The 15858-nt window shown below is 62.2% G+C and carries 16 protein-coding genes; 4 read left to right on the forward strand and 12 right to left on the reverse strand.

What is annotated here, in order from left to right; translation table 11 throughout:
* Window position 1: 1 nt before the first annotated feature.
* From IFT59_RS01220 to ftsE, 4 genes are all read right to left on the reverse strand, one after another.
* A complete protein-coding gene (locus tag IFT59_RS01220; RefSeq protein WP_192085774.1) occupies window positions 2-808 on the reverse strand; it encodes a lysophospholipid acyltransferase family protein in 807 nt (268 codons plus the stop codon).
* An 82-nt stretch (window positions 809-890) separates the two neighbouring features.
* Window positions 891-1625 (reverse strand): YdcF family protein, encoded by a 735-nt coding sequence (locus tag IFT59_RS01225; protein WP_062581780.1) that lies wholly within the window; start codon window positions 1623-1625, stop codon window positions 891-893.
* 73 nt (window positions 1626-1698) lie between these two features.
* Window positions 1699-2775 (reverse strand): cell division protein FtsX, encoded by a 1077-nt coding sequence (locus IFT59_RS01230; RefSeq protein ID WP_371816218.1) that lies wholly within the window; start codon window positions 2773-2775, stop codon window positions 1699-1701.
* Complete coding sequence (gene ftsE / locus IFT59_RS01235) at window positions 2768-3427, reverse strand: cell division ATP-binding protein FtsE (protein ID WP_062461741.1); 660 nt, start codon at window positions 3425-3427, stop codon at window positions 2768-2770. Before ftsE ends, IFT59_RS01230 begins: the two co-directional genes overlap by 8 nt.
* 207 nt (window positions 3428-3634) lie before the next feature.
* Here ftsE and IFT59_RS01240 point away from each other — a divergent pair, with 207 nt between their 5' ends.
* The 3 genes from IFT59_RS01240 (at window position 3635) to IFT59_RS01250 (ending at window position 5453) form a co-directional block, all read left to right on the forward strand.
* On the forward strand, window positions 3635-4336 hold the full coding sequence (locus tag IFT59_RS01240; protein WP_192077802.1) for a hypothetical protein: 702 nt from the start codon (window positions 3635-3637) through the stop codon (window positions 4334-4336).
* Between the two features lie 41 nt (window positions 4337-4377).
* Window positions 4378-4920: a hypoxanthine phosphoribosyltransferase gene (gene hpt / locus IFT59_RS01245; RefSeq protein ID WP_092659399.1), complete on the forward strand. Its 543-nt coding sequence runs from the start codon at window positions 4378-4380 to the stop codon at window positions 4918-4920.
* Between the two features lie 155 nt (window positions 4921-5075).
* Window positions 5076-5453 carry a response regulator gene (locus IFT59_RS01250; RefSeq protein ID WP_062462002.1) on the forward strand — a complete coding sequence of 126 codons (378 nt, stop codon included), beginning with the start codon at window positions 5076-5078 and terminating at the stop codon, window positions 5451-5453.
* 16 nt (window positions 5454-5469) lie between these two features.
* Here IFT59_RS01250 and IFT59_RS01255 read toward each other — a convergent pair whose 3' ends face one another.
* The 4 genes from IFT59_RS01255 to argH form a co-directional block, all read right to left on the reverse strand.
* Entirely contained in the window at window positions 5470-8280 is a 2811-nt protein-coding gene (locus IFT59_RS01255; protein WP_192085776.1) for a TIGR02302 family protein, read from the reverse strand.
* 136 nt (window positions 8281-8416) lie between these two features.
* Complete coding sequence (gene lysA, locus IFT59_RS01260) at window positions 8417-9685, reverse strand: diaminopimelate decarboxylase (RefSeq protein ID WP_192085778.1); 1269 nt, start codon at window positions 9683-9685, stop codon at window positions 8417-8419.
* Window positions 9686-9718: 33 nt separating this feature from the next.
* Window positions 9719-9925, reverse strand: a complete 207-nt coding sequence (lptM, locus tag IFT59_RS01265; protein WP_192085780.1) for an LPS translocon maturation chaperone LptM — start codon at window positions 9923-9925, stop codon at window positions 9719-9721.
* 92 nt (window positions 9926-10017) lie between these two features.
* Complete coding sequence (gene argH / locus IFT59_RS01270; RefSeq protein WP_192085782.1) at window positions 10018-11418, reverse strand: argininosuccinate lyase; 1401 nt, start codon at window positions 11416-11418, stop codon at window positions 10018-10020.
* A 22-nt stretch (window positions 11419-11440) separates the two neighbouring features.
* Between argH and tlpA the strand changes: the two genes are divergently transcribed.
* A complete protein-coding gene (tlpA, locus tag IFT59_RS01275) occupies window positions 11441-12133 on the forward strand; it encodes a thiol:disulfide interchange protein TlpA (RefSeq protein WP_192077796.1) in 693 nt (230 codons plus the stop codon).
* A 93-nt stretch (window positions 12134-12226) separates the two neighbouring features.
* Here the strand turns inward: tlpA and IFT59_RS01280 are convergent, their stop codons facing one another.
* From IFT59_RS01280 to IFT59_RS01295, 4 genes are all read right to left on the reverse strand, one after another.
* A complete protein-coding gene (locus IFT59_RS01280; protein WP_082476452.1) occupies window positions 12227-13096 on the reverse strand; it encodes a 3-hydroxybutyryl-CoA dehydrogenase in 870 nt (289 codons plus the stop codon).
* Between the two features lie 180 nt (window positions 13097-13276).
* A complete protein-coding gene (locus IFT59_RS01285) occupies window positions 13277-14206 on the reverse strand; it encodes an electron transfer flavoprotein subunit alpha/FixB family protein (RefSeq protein ID WP_192085784.1) in 930 nt (309 codons plus the stop codon).
* A gap of 18 nt (window positions 14207-14224) precedes the next feature.
* Window positions 14225-14971, reverse strand: a complete 747-nt coding sequence (locus tag IFT59_RS01290; protein ID WP_062461709.1) for an electron transfer flavoprotein subunit beta/FixA family protein — start codon at window positions 14969-14971, stop codon at window positions 14225-14227.
* A 140-nt stretch (window positions 14972-15111) separates the two neighbouring features.
* Window positions 15112-15858, reverse strand: a complete 747-nt coding sequence (locus IFT59_RS01295) for a rhomboid family intramembrane serine protease (protein ID WP_113166421.1) — start codon at window positions 15856-15858, stop codon at window positions 15112-15114.

The following is a 15858-nucleotide window of genomic DNA, read 5'->3' on the forward strand; positions in this document are numbered from 1 at the left end:
TTCAAACCGGCGTCGGCTCTGTCTTCTGTTCGGCCTTCAGTTCCGCCAGTCGTTTTACAGCAGTCGGAGGCAGCGGCACATGCGGGTTTGCCGCAACGGTCTCGACCAGCAGCTGATCGCTTGCCGTTTCCAGCGTTTCGATCAGGTGCTTGTAGAAGGCATCCGGCTGCATTCCCGGCTGGATGGGCGGAAGGATGCGGACCTTGAAATGACCGGGGTATTTCACCAGCTTGCGGCGTCCCCAGAACAGGCCCCAATGGGCGACGACCGGGACGACCGGAACCTTCGCATCGCGATAGATGCGGGCGATGCCGTAGCGATAGTCCGGCTCGGCGCCAGGCGAGCGACGGGTTCCCTCGGGGTAGATGATCAGCTGGCGGCCGCTCGCCATCTCTTCCTTGGTGCGCTTCATCACCTCGACCATGACCTTGCCGCGGGCACCGCGGTTGACCGGGATCATCCGCTGCCTGGCCAGATACCATCCGAACAGCGGGATCCACAGAAGCTCGCGCTTCAGGATATAGACCGGGTCGGGATAGTGGGGCATCAGCGCAAAGGTGTCCCACACAGACTGGTGCTTGGGCGTAAAGATGCAGCCGCCTTCCGGAATATTCTCGAGCCCCTCGATTTCGAAGGTCGCGCCGACAATCTTGCCCATCAACCAGTTGCTGGATGAAGCCCAGCCCTTGGGGACGCTGAAGGCGGCCTTTCGCGAAGCCAGGAAGTAGTAGGGAGCAAACACGATCATCCGCAGGATCATGTTGGCGTAGAAGGCGGTATTGAACACGACGGAGCGGATGAGAAGCATGGAGCGGGCTTTCTTGCAGACTGCCCGTTGCCTACACGAGAACTCGAGCGGACAAAAGCGCGAGATCGACGGCCTGCTCAGATCAGGGAGATTTTTTCGGCACCGACCCGGTCGGATCGCCGTCGGTTCGAAGCCCGCTGCCCTTCTGCATGCCCACCCAGTCGCGAATGGTTGCCAGCACCACCTTGACGTATTCCGACAGCATCGTGCGCAGAGTATCCGGCTCGGCGAACCAGGCGCGGCGGGCGAGATCTGCATTGATGACCGGATAGGGAATGAATTCCGTCGCGGGATCGGCGCGGCGCAGTTCGTGCAGACTGCGCAGCATGTGGTAGTTGTTGGTCACGACGAGCACGGATTTGTAGTCGTTGTCGTGGATCCAGCGGGAGATCTCGTTGGCATTGCCGATCGTATCGATCGCATCATAGCCGATATCGACGCAGCACTTGAAAAGGTCGGGCGAGGCCTGCGTGACCTTGCGGATCTGGGTCGGCGTGGTGGATGGATGCGCGCCGGAAATCAGAAGCCGCCTGCCGGCCCCGTCGCGCAGCAGACCGAGCGCCTGTTCTATGCGCAGATATCCACCTGTCAGAACAACGATTGCATCGGCCTTGACGCCATCGGGCGCTCGCAACGATGTGACCGCGTCCGCGAACCAGAGGAAACCGCCGACGACGATCGCAACGCAGATGAACGCCACCATGACGATCCGTCTTGCTATTCGTCTAAACGTGCTCCGGCGCGAGAGCAAAGCCCTTCGTCTCCGGTCCGAAGTCCGGTCGTCCGTCACATCGGGAGGGGTCTGGCCGAGTGTCATGATTTCGTTGATAGACCTAGATTTCGTTGTCGCCTAGCCCCACAACGGGTTCACTTCAAAAAACACGTGCGGGTTATGATTTCGGCGCGCCATCCGCCCGTGCCGGATCGGAGCGGATCAGGTCGATCTCGTCGATGGTTTTCATCACCGTCAGGCGGGCGGTCAGCGTCGTCAGAAGGGCGATCACCAGGATCGTCGCGAAGATCCCGAGATAGCCGCCGAATCCGATCGTGAAGGATCCGAACAAGGCGGTCGCCTGCTCGCTCTGTGGCGTCGCGCGCGAATTCGACTGCCACAGATTGGCGGCCGCAAACAGCAGTGCCGCCAGCGCGCCGCCGGCTGCCGATCCCTTGATGCTGATCTTCAGGAAATGCTTCTGGAATTCGCGGGCGACGAAACCGCTTTCGGCGCCGACGAAATGCAGGACTTCGATGATATGCCGGTTGCCGGACAGGGCGCCGCGGGTGGCAAACACGACGGTCAGGATCATCGCGGTAAAGACGAGGATCAGCACACCCATGCCGATCAGCACCGTGGTGCGCGCCATCGAGACCAGCCGGTCCACCCAGGTACGGTGGTCATCGAGAAAGGCTTGCGGCACCTCGGTCTTCAGGAGGTCGCGCATGGCTGCGAAATCGGGCGGGTTCTGCTCGTCGATCGTGATGATCACCAGCCGCGGCACGGGCAGGTCGGCAAGGTCGAGGCCGGTGCCGAGCCAAGGTTCCAGCAGCCGCGCGGTGGCGCTGTCATCCATGATCGTGCCGTCCCGGGTGCCGACAAAGGTCAGTGCGACATCGCGCGCCTTCTTCAGCGCCGCATCCATGTCGAGGCCATCGTCCGGCTTGATCTGGATGGTGATTTCGCGGGCGATCTCGCTCTGCCAGCCGGCCGCGGTGGCGCGCACCATGCTGACCCCGCCGAGCGTCAGGCATGCGAGGAAGGCCATGATGGCGATCACCACCATCAGCGCATTGCCCTGGATATTGGAGGGAGGCAGGATCGGGGCCGTCGGGCGCACGCGCATCGAGGCGCGGCGCGGACCCTGGTCGTTCGCTGTCTCGGCGCCTTTCTCCTGCCAAGCGTTTGCCGGTGCCGGGGCTTTCTCCGTCTTAGCCGGTTTGGTCTTCTTGGGAGGGCGCGGCTCATTCATAGATATCAAGCCGCCCTTCGGTGAGGATCATCCGCCGTGCATCGACCTGATCCATCAGCGCCAGATCGTGCGTCGCGATGACGACGGCGGTGCCGAGCCGGTTGAGCTCGAGGAACAGGCTGAGCAGCCGGCGGGCCATGGGCGGGTCGACATTGCCGGTGGGTTCGTCGGCGAGCAGGATTTCCGGACGGTCCATCAGCGCACGGGCAATCGCCGCACGCTGCTTTTCGCCGCCTGAAAGCACCGCGGGCAGCACATTGATGCGCTCGCCGAGGCCGACCCATTTGAGGAGCTCGATCACATCATTGCGATAGGAAGCCTCGTCCTTGCCGCGCACACGGAGCGGCAGGGCGACGTTCTCGTAGGTGGTCAGATGGTCGAGCAGGCGAAAGTCCTGGTAGACGATGCCGATCCGCCGGCGCAGCATCGGCAGCTCGCTGCGAGGGATCTGCGACAGCTCACGGCCGAACATGCGGATGATGCCGCGGGTGGGGTAGAGCGAGGTGAAAAGCAGGCGCAGAAGCGTCGTCTTGCCGGCACCGGACGGGCCGGTCAGGAACTGAAATGACCGTTTCGGGATGTCGAACGTCATGTCCCGGAGAATCTCCGGGCCCATGCCGTATCGCAACCCAACATTTTCGAAATGAATCAACGGAAGACCAAATCCCTGAACCCTTCAGATTCGCACCTGACCATCTCTTAACGATGAAGGTAAACGAAAGGTAAAACGCCGGTCAAAAAGGGCTTATTTCGGGCGCTGTTTGCAAACGGTTAACCAATCGAATTTACGACTAGGGGGGATTCGTTTCAATGGCCGCCTCTTTCGATATCGGGGGACAAGCGGCGCCGAAGAGGTCCGATGAACACGTTCAGCAGCCGCGCCGGCAAGACGATTGTCCGCATGGACATCCTGCCGCCCGAAATCACAACAGGCCCCAAAGGCCGGGTGAAGGCGCGTGGTCCCGTGGTGGATGCGCAGTTCGTGCCCGTGACTGATGGCGGGTGGCAGCGGTCCAGACCGCGTTCGCACAACGACAATTCAGACAACAGGACCAAGAACCGGGCGACCGGTAAGCCTGCAGAGAGGGTGAGGTCCGGTGCTCCGGCCCCGGTGCCGAATGGCTTCGTCGGCAAGGTCGAGCGCGTGCTGAATACGCTTTCGGCCGATCTGTTCTGCGCTCTTGTGGCTGCCGCTTTCGTGCTGGTCTTTGCGAGTGCCGGTGGCTTCTCGTTCCTGTTCAACGACAGCGGAGAAGCCCAAGCCGAGCCATCGCTCGATATTACTCACATCACCATGACGCCACGCGATGCGGATGGCATGCGGGTTCTACTGATCAACGGAATCGTCGAGAACCGGACCAGTGACGCAAAGACCATGCCCGCGATCCGGGCCGAATTCATGGCCGGCGACACGCTGGTCGCCTCGACGTTGATTGCCCCGCCGGCTTCCGCCATTGCTGCCGGCCACAGCCGCGGGTTTTCTGCGCGGGTGCCGCATCCCGGCGGAAAACTCCCGGATTTGCGCCTGACCTTTGCGGAACGGGATGCGTCCCGCCTCTGATTGTGCTATCGCGGCGCTTCCGATCTATCAGGAGTATCCGTATGCCCGTCGTCCGCGGCAAAAACATCGAGCCGCTTTTCACTGCCGAACAGATCGCCGTGCGCAATCACCAAATCGCAGCGCAGATCGCGACCGGTCCCACGAAGGATCTGCTCGTCATCGCCGTCCTCAAGGGCTCGTTCATTTTCGCAGCGGATCTTCTGCGCGCGCTGCATGAGACGGGCCTTGCACCGGAAGTGGAGTTCATCACACTTTCGAGCTACGGCACCGGCACGGTCTCGCAGGGCGTTCGCATCGTCAAGGATATCGACAGCGACGTGAAGGACCGCGATGTTCTTCTGATCGACGACATCCTGGAATCCGGCCGCACGCTGAAATTCGCCAAGGAACTGCTCTATGAGCGCGGCGCCCGCCATGTTTCGCTGGCCGTTCTTCTCGACAAGAAGGTGAAGCGCAAGGAAGAGCTTGAGGCGGATTACGTCGGCTTCGAATGCCCCGACTACTTCGTCGTCGGCTACGGCATGGACGTCGCCTACGCGTTCCGCGAACTGCCTTTCGTCGGCGTCGTGACTGGCGACGCGTGAGTTGATTTTGGTTCGGAAGGGGGCAGAAATCTGCCGCCATCCGGTCGCAAGGTGTTAACCATGGCGCGGTTTGAGCCTCGCCTGTTTACTCCTCGACAACCAAACTCTGGTGAATTGCTCCCGGATTGATACACAAAACGGGAGCGATGATCGCTATGGCCAAGATCCTTATTACCGAGGATGAACACACGTTGCGCATGTTTGTTGCGCGCGCTCTCCGGATGGATGGCCATGAGACGCATGAGGCCGGCGATGGCGCCGAAGGCCTCGAAAAGCTCGAGCAGGGCGCGTTCGATCTTCTGCTTTCCGACATACGCATGCCTGTCATGGATGGCATTGCGCTGGCGCACGAAGCCGCCGCCCAGTATCCCGACATGAAGATCCTGCTGATGACCGGCTATGCCGAACAGCGCGAACGCGCCGATGACCTGTCGTCGAAGATCGTCGATGTGGTGCAGAAGCCTTTCGCATTGCCAGAAATCCGCAAGGCTGTCGCCATGGCGCTTGCCGTGCAGACTTCCTGCGCGGCCTGATCTCTCGCAGGTGGATTTAGCGGATCTCGAGCAGCCGCTCGAGATACTGCCGCTCGGCATCGCCTGATAGGGCGTTGCCCAGCTTCTCGCGGATCGCATCGAGGATCTCGCGGGCGCGCTGCACGTCGATTTCATCCGGCACCTTCACCTGATCGCCGAAGTCCGGGCCTGACGTTGCGCGGGGGCGACCTAGGGGATCGCGACCGTTCTGGCCGCCCTGGTTGGCCATGCCCTGTCCCTGGCCGTCCTGCTGGCCTTCGCCTTGGCCCTGGCCCTGCTGCATCGCCTGCATCATCTGCTGCATCATGCTCTGGGCGCCTTGGCGAAGCGCGTTGAGTGCGTTGCCCTGGCCTTCGACGGCCTGTTCGCCCTGGCCGTCACCGAGCGCCTTGCCGGCGCTGCCCATTTCACTCTGGGCTTCCCCGAAGCCTTGGCCTGGATCCATGCCCATGCCCTTCAGCGCCTGCTGTAGCTCGCCGAGCTGTTTTCCGAGGCCTTCCTGCTGGGCACGCAGGTTCTTCAGCGCCTCACGCAGCTGCTCGGCTGTCATCTGGTCGGTATTCTGTTCGCCGCCCTGGCCGTTCTGACCCTGACCTTGCTGGCCCTGCTGCCCGCGCTGTGCCTGCTGGCCTTGCTGACCCGGTTGGCCCTGCTGACCCTGTTGGCCGTTCTGGCCCTGCTGCTGCTCGCCCTGTTCACCGCTCTGCGGATCGGGGTCGCCGCGCTGCATGCGATCACGCAATGCCTGGTCCAGCTTGAATGTCTGGTCCATCAGCCGCTGCTGTTCCTGCATGATCTGGCCGAGCTTGTCGATCTGCTGGCGCATCTGGCTGTTCTGCTGCTGTTGCTGACCCTGCTGGCCCCGCTGCGGGCGTCCGGCCTGCAGGTTGTTCATCATCCGCTGCATCTGCGACAGCATCTCCTTGGCCGCGTCACGATTGCCGGATCGAGCGAGGTTTTCGATCTGGTCCATCATGTTCTGCAGGTCGCGCTGGCGAATGACATTCTGCGCCTGCATGTTCTGCTGGCCCGGCGGTGCGTTTTGCATGCGCTGCACGAGCTCGTTCATAAACTGCTGCATCGCCTCGCGCAGTTCCTTCATGAGGGCAGCGATTTCCTGATCCCCGGCACCTTTCTCGAGCGCGTCCGACAGATTGCGCTGGGCATCGCGCAAACGGCGTTCGGCGGCGGAAAGATCGCCGTCCTCGATGCCGAGCGCGATTTCCCAGAGGTAGTCGGCGGCGTCCTTCAGCTGTTCCTCGTTGCGGGCAATCTTCATGCGCTCGCGGGCCGAGCGGATTGCCAGGAAGTGGCCAAGGTTCGGAATGGTCTCGTCGGGACGGATCGCCAGCGCGTCGTTGAGCTCGATCGCGCGCGGCACCTGGCGCGTGTCGAGCGCGAAAACCTGGCGCTGTTCGGCAACGGCTGCCGCCAGCGGTTCCGAGAAGCCGCGGCCCGGCATTACCATTTCATGGGCGGGGCTGCGGCCGGTCTGGCCTGCGCCGTCCTTGGCAATCAACGTAATCCTGACCCGCTTTCCGGACAGCGGATGCTCGACCAGGCTACGGCTGGTCAGTGCCTTCACCTCTTGGCCGCGGTTCTGGCGCGGCAGGTCGAGGCGGTATTCTGGCGCCGGGTAAAGCGGCGTGGCCGCCGGGTCGACAGGGCCGACAGGCTCGATCAGCGCATGGGCTTCCCGAATGCCGTAATCATCCTTGCCGCGGAAACCGATTTCCAGCGCGCCATTGACGGACCGCTTCGGCTGGCCGTCGAAGGCGATCTCCGGCGGCCGGTCGGGAATGACGTCGAAGGTCCATGTCTGGCCATTGACGGTGAGTTCGCCGCTTTCGTCCACGTTGAAGGCGTAGCTGCGCGGCGGCACAGTCTGTGCGGTCTGCGGCTGTTTGACGGGTGGCTGCGGCTTGGCCTGCTGGCCCTCGGGCAATGGCGTGCCTGGTGCCTTACCTTGTGCCTGCTTGCTTGCGTCTTCAGCCGCCTTGCGCGCTTCCTCGGTGATCAGCGTCAGCGGCTCTCCGCCGGATTTCGGCGTGAAGACGACCGCTTCCTCGCCCTCGCCACCGGTTACGCGCACGGTCAGGCCGGAATTCTGCGGCACAGATGCCGTGTTGCCGGCCGTATCGCCCGCAGTTGCGGGCGCCGTGTCGCGGCCGGTCAGGAATATCGGGGCGCGCCCGGTGTAGGATGGCGGCGTCAGCCAGGCGTCGATGCGCAGGTCAGGGTTGGTGCTTGCAGCCAGTGGTGCCGGACGGAAGGCGTCCGCAGGCGACCCGCCGCCGTTCGAGAAGGAATAGCCGAGCGCCACGGCAAACACGAGCGCCGGCACGGCGCGCAGCGCGAAACGGTCATGGCTTGCAATATCGGGGCGCGGCATGCCCGTATCGAGCGCTGCGATCCGCTCGGCCATGCGGATCTGGTGTTCTTTCCAGAGCGCGCGGGCAAACGGTGTCTCGAACGCCGGCTGGTCTTCCTGCACGGCGACGGGCTGGTGCGGCAGGCCGTTGCGATCTTCCAGCAACCGATCCGCATCGGCGGCGTCTGGCCAACGAAGTCTCGCCAAAGGAAGGAGAGAGGTCAGGAACGCGAAGGTGAAGAAGCCGAGCAGGATCCAGCGCAGCAGATCAGGCGTGACGCGGAAAAGACCGAACCAGGAGACGGAGAAAAACAGGGCGACGACCGCGAGGGGGGCCAGAAGCTTCGGCAGAAGGCGTTCGGAGAAAAGCACGAAACGGGCAAACGACCGTTTCAGCGCAACGCGTCTTGCGAGCGCCGGATGTGTTTCGAATGCACCTTTGCGGATCAAGCTCATGCGGTCCGTCTCCGATCGTGGCGGCCCAAATCAAGCTATCAACATAACAATGTTTGTGGCGAAGACGAGGGCGGCGACATGCCGGCCCCGATATTTCCAGGCGGTTTGCCGCAAAAGTGAACGTTTCTGCGCGGGTCTAACCAAGCCAGGCAGGCATGGAATCCAGTCCGATCAGGTCATCATAGGAGCCGCGCGGGCGGATTACATGGAACTCCGAGCCCTTCACCAGCACTTCCGGCACCAGCAGGCGGGAATTGTAGGTACCGGCCTGCACGGCGCCATAGGCACCGGCAGAACCGACGGCGATCAGGTCGCCGGGCTTCGGTTCCGCCATCTCGCGGTCGAGCGCCAGATAGTCTCCGGTCTCGCAGACGGGGCCGACCACGTCGCCCTTGATCCGCGGCGCATCCGCCGCCGGCACCACGACCGGGCGGATCGAGTGATAGGCTTCATAGAGCGTCGGGCGGATCAGGTCGTTCATCGCGCCGTCGACGATCACGAAAGTCTTTTCGCCGCCATCCTTCACATAGATGACTTCGGTCACGAGAATACCGGCATTGCCGACGATCAGGCGGCCGGGCTCGGTGACGATCTTGCAGTCGAGCGTGCGCAGCTGCCGCTTGATCGTTTCCGCATAGGCGTCCGGCAGCGGCGGCGGGGTGTTGTCGTCCTTGTAGGGAATGCCGAGACCGCCGCCGACATCGACGTGGCTGATCGTGTGGCCGTCGCCGCGGAGAACATCGACGAGTTCGCGCAGAAGTCGGTAGGCATCCTCGAACGGCTGGAGCTCGGTGATCTGGCTGCCGATATGCATGTCGATGCCGGTCACTTCGATGCCGGCAAGCGTTGCCGCATGGGCATAGACGTCACGGGCCCGGTCATAGGCGATGCCGAACTTGTTTTCCTTCTTCCCCGTCGAAATCTTGGCATGGGTGCCCGCATCCACATCCGGATTGATGCGGAAGGAGACATGCGCGCGTTTGCCGACTTTGAGGGCGCGCAGGTTCAGCACTTCCAGTTCCGGCTCGGATTCGACGTTGAAGCAGTAGATGCCGGCCTCGAGCGCCAGATCCATTTCCGCCACGGTCTTGCCGACGCCCGAAAACATGATGCGGGAGGCGGGGATGCCGGCCGCCAGCGCACGCCGCAATTCGCCGCCGGAGACCACGTCGACGCCGGCGCCGAGCTTTGCCAGCGTCTTCAGCACGGCCTGGTTGGAGTTCGCCTTCATGGCGTAGCAGACCATCGTGTCCACATCGGAAAACGCCTGCGCGAACACCTTGTAATGGCGCTCCAGCGTGGCGGTCGAATAGACGTAGAATGGCGTGCCGACGGCTTTTGCGATTTCCGGGATGGCGACGTTTTCGGCGTGAAGGACGCCGTCGATGTAGTGGAAATGATTCACGTCAAAACTCGGAAAACTGAAGGGGTCTGGGAACTACAGAAGCGGGTCGAGGACGAATGGTCGCTCGGCAACCGGGTCCTTGTTGGCCTCACCAGGTTTGTTGTTCTTGCGGATGTTCTGCTGTTCGACGGGCGTGCTGGGGCGGTCGAGGTCGCCCTTGCGGCCGCAACCGGCGACAACGAGGCTGACGACGCCCAGGATCAGGCTGACATGGGCGATTTTCACCAGGGATTTCGACATTCTCTTCCTTCTCCGGCACGGGCACGCAGACTTCATAGCGAAGTTCCGCGCGCTTGTGCAGTATCCTTGCCGCTTCATTCGTCGCGCAGGCGTCAGTTTCTCTCGCGCCACCAGGCGATCTGCTTGCGCACCTCGGAGGGAGCCGTACCGCCGAAACTGACGCGGCTGGCAACCGATGCATCCACCGAGAGAACGTCGAAGACCTTGTCGGTGATGGCAGGGTTGATCGCCTGCAGTTCTTCAAGGGAGAGCTCGGAAAGGTCGCAGCCCTTTTTCTCCGCCAGCGCCACGGCATGGCCGGTGGCATGGTGGGCTTCGCGGAAGGGCAGGCCGACTTCGCGGACCAGCCAGTCGGCAAGGTCGGTCGCGGTCGAGAAGCCGGCGCCGGCAGCGGCGCGCATCTTGTCGGCGCGGATGGTCATGTCGCGCATCATGCCGGTCATGGCGGCAATCGCCAGTTCCAGGTTCTCGGCGCAGTCGAACACCTGCTCCTTGTCTTCCTGCATGTCCTTGGAATAGGCGAGCGGCAGACCCTTCATGACGGTCAGCAGCGCGACCAGCGAACCGTTGATGCGGCCGGTCTTGGCGCGCACCAGTTCGGCGGCATCCGGGTTCTTCTTCTGCGGCATGATCGAGGAGCCGGTCGAAAACGCGTCGGACAGGCGCACGAAGCCGAATTGCGGCGTCGACCAGATGACGATTTCTTCGGCAAGACGCGACAGATGCACGGCGCAGATGGCAGCAACCGACAGGAATTCCAGCGCGAAATCGCGGTCGGAAACGGTGTCGATCGAGTTGCGGGTCGGTTCGCGGAAGCCGAGGGCCTTTGCCGTCATGTGGCGGTCGATCGGGTAGGGCGTGCCGGCAAGCGCCGCAGCACCGATCGGGCTTTCGTCCAGATGGTCGATCGCGTGGCGAACGCGGGCGCGGTCACGGCCGAACATTTCGACATAGGCCATGCAGTGATGGCCGAAAGTGACCGGCTGTGCCGTCTGCAGATGGGTAAAGCCGGGCATGACCGTATCTGCATGCTCTTCGGCGCGGTCAAGAAACGCGGCGATCAGGCCCGTCAGCATCTTCTCGGTCTTGACGAGCTCTTCCTTGACCCAGAGGCGGAAATCGAGCGCGACCTGGTCATTGCGGGAGCGGGCGGTGTGGAGGCGACCGGCGGCGGGACCGATCAGGTCTGCCAGCCGCGCCTCGATGTTCATGTGAATGTCCTCGAGCTTGCGCGAGAACTGGAACTGTCCGCTTTCGATCTCTGACATGATCGTGTTCAGGCCGGAAACGATCTTGTCTTTATCTTCGTGCGAAATAATGCCTTGTTCCGCCAGCATCGTCGCATGGGCGATCGAACCGCGGATATCCTGGGCGAACAGCTTCTTGTCGAAACCGATCGAGGCATTTATCTCCTCCATGATCGCATCCGGCCCGGAAGCGAAGCGCCCGCCCCACATCTGGTTGGAAGATGTCGCGTCCTTCGTGTCGGCCATGAATTCAGTCCTGGAGTAGTTGATGACGTCCAAAAGACCGCTTGGCCTTCCGTCTGTCCGATTGATCCTGATTGCCGCCGTCCTCGGGATCGTCGCCGGCACTGTCGCCGTATACGTGACGAACATGGGGTCTGGCAATGGTTCGGGTGGGGGTTTGGATGGGGCGGCAGAGGCCTCACTCTCCCCGTCGGCCGGCCAATGCGAGGGCTCGGCCGAACTCGCAAAGTCCGTCGGTGCCTTCTCCAAGGGCCAGGTTGCCGCCATGGTCGAGGCACAGCCACCGCGCCCGCTCTCCCTGTCCTTCAAGGGACCGGCGGGGCAGGACATGACGACGGCCGATCTCGCCGGCAAAACGGTGCTGCTTAACCTCTGGGCCACCTGGTGCGTGCCCTGCCGCGAAGAGATGCCGGCGCTGAACGGGTTGCAGGCGGCGATGGGTGGCATTGATTTCGAGGTCGTCGCCATCAACATCGATACCGGCAGCGACGAGAAGCCGAAGACCTTTCTTGAAGAGTACAAGATCGACAAGCTCGGCTTCTACCGCGACAGTTCGATGGGCACGTTCAACGCCCTGAAAAAGGAAGGCCTCGCCTTCGGCCTGCCGGCAACGCTGATCCTCGACAAGAAGGGCTGCCTGATCGGCGCCATGAACGGCCCCGCGGCCTGGGACAGCGACGACGCGAAGGCGCTGGTGACGGCCGCCAAGGGCGCTTGAGGGCTGCAAATGAAGGTCTTGCCCTTCACCTCAGTCGACCCCTTCTAGCAGCCAGTCAAACGGGTGCGGAGCGAACCGCCACAAGGCTGATCCTTACCGCGTCGGGACCGGGACTTCGCCGCGATAGTCGTAGAAGCCGCGGCCGGATTTGCGGCCGAGCCAGCCGGCTTCTACGTATTTGACGAGAAGCGGGCAGGGGCGGTATTTGCTGTCTGCGAGGCCGTCATGCAGAACCTGCATGATCGACAGGCAGGTGTCGAGGCCGATGAAATCGGCGAGCTGCAGCGGTCCCATCGGGTGGTTGGCGCCTAGCCTCATGGCCGTATCGATCGCCTCGACCGAGCCGACGCCTTCGTAGAGCGTATAGATCGCCTCGTTGATCATCGGCAGCAGGATGCGGTTGACGATGAAGGCGGGAAAATCCTCGGCAACGGTCGCGGTCTTTTCGAGTGCGACCACGTATTCCTTGGCGGCCCGGAAGGTTGGCTCGTCGGTTGCGATACCGCGCACCAGTTCCACCAGCTTCATCAGCGGCACCGGGTTCATGAAATGTATGCCCATGAAGCGTTCGGGACGGTCGGTCGCGGCGGCAAGCCTGGTGATGGACAGCGACGAGGTGTTGGTGGCGAGAAGCGCTTCGGGTTTGAGAACCGGACAGACCTGCGCATAGATCTTGCGCTTGACGCTTTCGTCTTCGGTCGCAGCTTCGATGACCATGTCCATCGGTGCGAGGTCGTTGACATCGGCGGAGCCGGTGATGCGGGACAGGGCTGAGTTGCGATCCTCGTCGGAAAGCTTGTTGCTGGAAACCTGGCGGGCGAGGTTGCCGTTAATGGTTGCAAGTGCGCCTTCGATCCGGTCCTTGGAGAGATCATAGATATGCACGTGATAGCCGGCGAGCGCCGAAACATGTGCAATTCCGCAGCCCATCTGGCCTGCGCCGATGACGCCGATATTCTTCATGATCTCACTCGCTCCCTGGGTGCGGTTTTCGCCCGCGTCTCGCATTCATCATAACCGTACGGCGTCTCACAGCAAAATGCCGGGTTGCGTGAGACAGCCCGGCATTTTTCTAGTCTGCTAGCGTGTTTTTTGCCAGCATTTTCGCGTCGCCGAACTGCGGTGCGAAAAAGCCGGTCGGCCTCACAGGGCCTTTTCGAGCTGCGGCAGGATCTCGAAGAGATCACCGACGAGACCGTAGTCGGCCACCTGGAAGATCGGGGCCTCCTCGTCCTTGTTGATCGCAACGATGACCTTGGAATCCTTCATGCCGGCCAGATGCTGGATGGCTCCGGAAATGCCGACAGCGATGTAGAGCTGCGGTGCAACCACCTTGCCGGTCTGGCCGACCTGCCAGTCGTTCGGAGCATAGCCTGCGTCGACCGCTGCGCGCGAAGCGCCAACGGCCGCACCCAGCTTGTCGGCGACGGGCAGGATGACTTCCTGGAATTTTTCCGAGGAACCGAGTGCACGGCCACCGGAGATGATGATCTTGGCGGATGCGAGTTCAGGACGGTCCGAGGAGGCGAGTGCATCGGAGACGAAGGACGAAACGTCAGGGTTTGCTGCGGCGGCCACTGTCTCCACGGAAGCGGAACCGCCTTCGTCCGCTGCCGCGAAAGATGCCGTGCGCACGGTGATCACCTTCTTGGCGTCGGTTGCCTGGACGGTCTGGATGGCGTTGCCGGCATAGATCGGGCGACGGAACGTATCTGGCGAAATCACCTCGATGATTTCGGAAACCTGCGCCACATCGAGCAACGCTGCAACGCGCGGCATGACGTTCTTGGCGGACGCTGTCGCCGAGGACATGATGACATCGTAGGAGCCGGCCAGCGACACGATCAGTGCTGCAAGCGGTTCGGCAAGGCTGTTGGCAAGGCTTGCGTCGTCTGCAAGCAGGACCTTCGAGACGCCGGAGAGTTTCGCCGCCGCGTCGGCTGCGGATTGCGCGCCCGAACCGGCGACCAGAACGTGGACCTCGCCACCGATCTGCGAAGCTGCCGTCAGCGCCTTGGCGGTCTGGTCGTTGAGGCTGGCATTGTCGTGTTCTGCCAGAAGAAGAATGGCCATGAGTTTATCTCCCTAAAATCAGATCACGCCGGCGGTCTTCAAGGCGCCGACCAGTTCCTCGACGGACTTTACCTTGATGCCTGCCTTGCGGCCGCCCGGCTCCTCGGTCTTCAGAACCTTGAGGCGAGGGGCGATGTCGACGCCGAAATCCGCTGCCGTCTTCTTGTCGAGCGGCTTCTTCTTCGCCTTCATGATGTTCGGCAAGGACGCGTAGCGCGGCTCGTTCAGGCGCAGGTCGGTGGTGACGACGGCTGGAAGCTTGACCTCGACGGTCTGCAGGCCGCCATCGACTTCGCGGGTAACCACAGCCTTGTCGGCGGAAAGTTCGATCTTCGAGGCAAAGGTTGCCTGGCCGGTTCCGAGCAATGCTGCCAGCATTTGGCCGGTCTGGTTGGAATCGTCGTCGATCGCCTGCTTGCCGACAATGATGAGGCCCGGCTGTTCGGCGTCGACGACGCCCTTCAGGAGCTTCGCAACGGCAAGCGGTTCGACCGTTTCGTCGGTCTCGATCAGGATCGCCCGATCGGCGCCCATTGCAAGCGCGGTGCGCAGCGTTTCTTCGGCCTTTGCCGGACCGATCGATACGACGATCACTTCCTCGGCCTTGCCGGCCTCTTTCAGGCGCAGTGCTTCCTCGACGGAAATCTCGTCGAACGGGTTCATCGACATCTTGACGTTGGCAAGCTCGACACCGGATCCATCCGGCTTGACGCGGATCTTCACGTTGTAGTCGACGACGCGCTTTACAGGCACCAGGATCTTCATGGGGTCCTTCCTTGACTTTTCTCCAGCCGCAGATTGCGACATTTGCGGCTTATCCATTTGTCAGTGGGCGACATGGATACCCATTTTTGCCCTGATGACAACGTGGATTATCCCATCTGGGTTGCGGTTTTCTCATAGGCCTATTCGGCCGGTCGCGTCTCTTGCGATATGCTCTGCTTGTGCAGCACGGCCTTCGGCGTGACGATCTCGCGGTCGAACAGGGGAACGCCCCGGCGCCGCATCACGATGACGAGTGCGGCGCCCGCCAGAATTCCGCCGACATGCGCGCCCCAGGACACTGCACTATCGGCTTCGAGCCAAAGCATCACGAATTGCTGAACGATCCACAGCGTCAGCGGAACGAAAGCGGGCAGCGGCAGCGGAATTCGAAACAGAACAAGCACCCATACCCGAACGCGCGGATGCAAAAGGAAATACGCGGCGACGACACCGGAGATCGCGCCCGATGCGCCGATCAGTGGCCCCTCGGACATCGGGCCGACCAGGCCGTGCACCAGCGCGCCGGCTGCGGCACAAAGCAGGTAGAATATCAGGAAGCGGACATGCCCCAGTGCATCCTCGACATTATCGCCGAACACCCAGAGAAACAGCATGTTCGATGCAAGGTGCCAGAAATCCAGATGCAGGAAGGCGTAGGTGACGAAGGTCGCGTCTTCGGGGACGAGGATGGCAGAGGGGTCTAGCACCGCATAGTCGAAGATGATCGCCGGAATGAAGCCGAGACCCAGCGAGGCGATCTCCGTCGTTTCCGACGGAGCAAGCGTCGTGAATACCCACATGAGCACGTTCGCGGCGATCAGCGAGATCGTCACCCACTGGACACGGATATATTTCAGCGCGACGGCATCATGCAGCGGAATGAACAT

Origin of the sequence: Rhizobium sp. CFBP 8752, assembly GCF_014842035.1 — a bacterium.
GTDB classification, from domain to species: Bacteria; Pseudomonadota; Alphaproteobacteria; order Rhizobiales; family Rhizobiaceae; genus Neorhizobium; species Neorhizobium soli.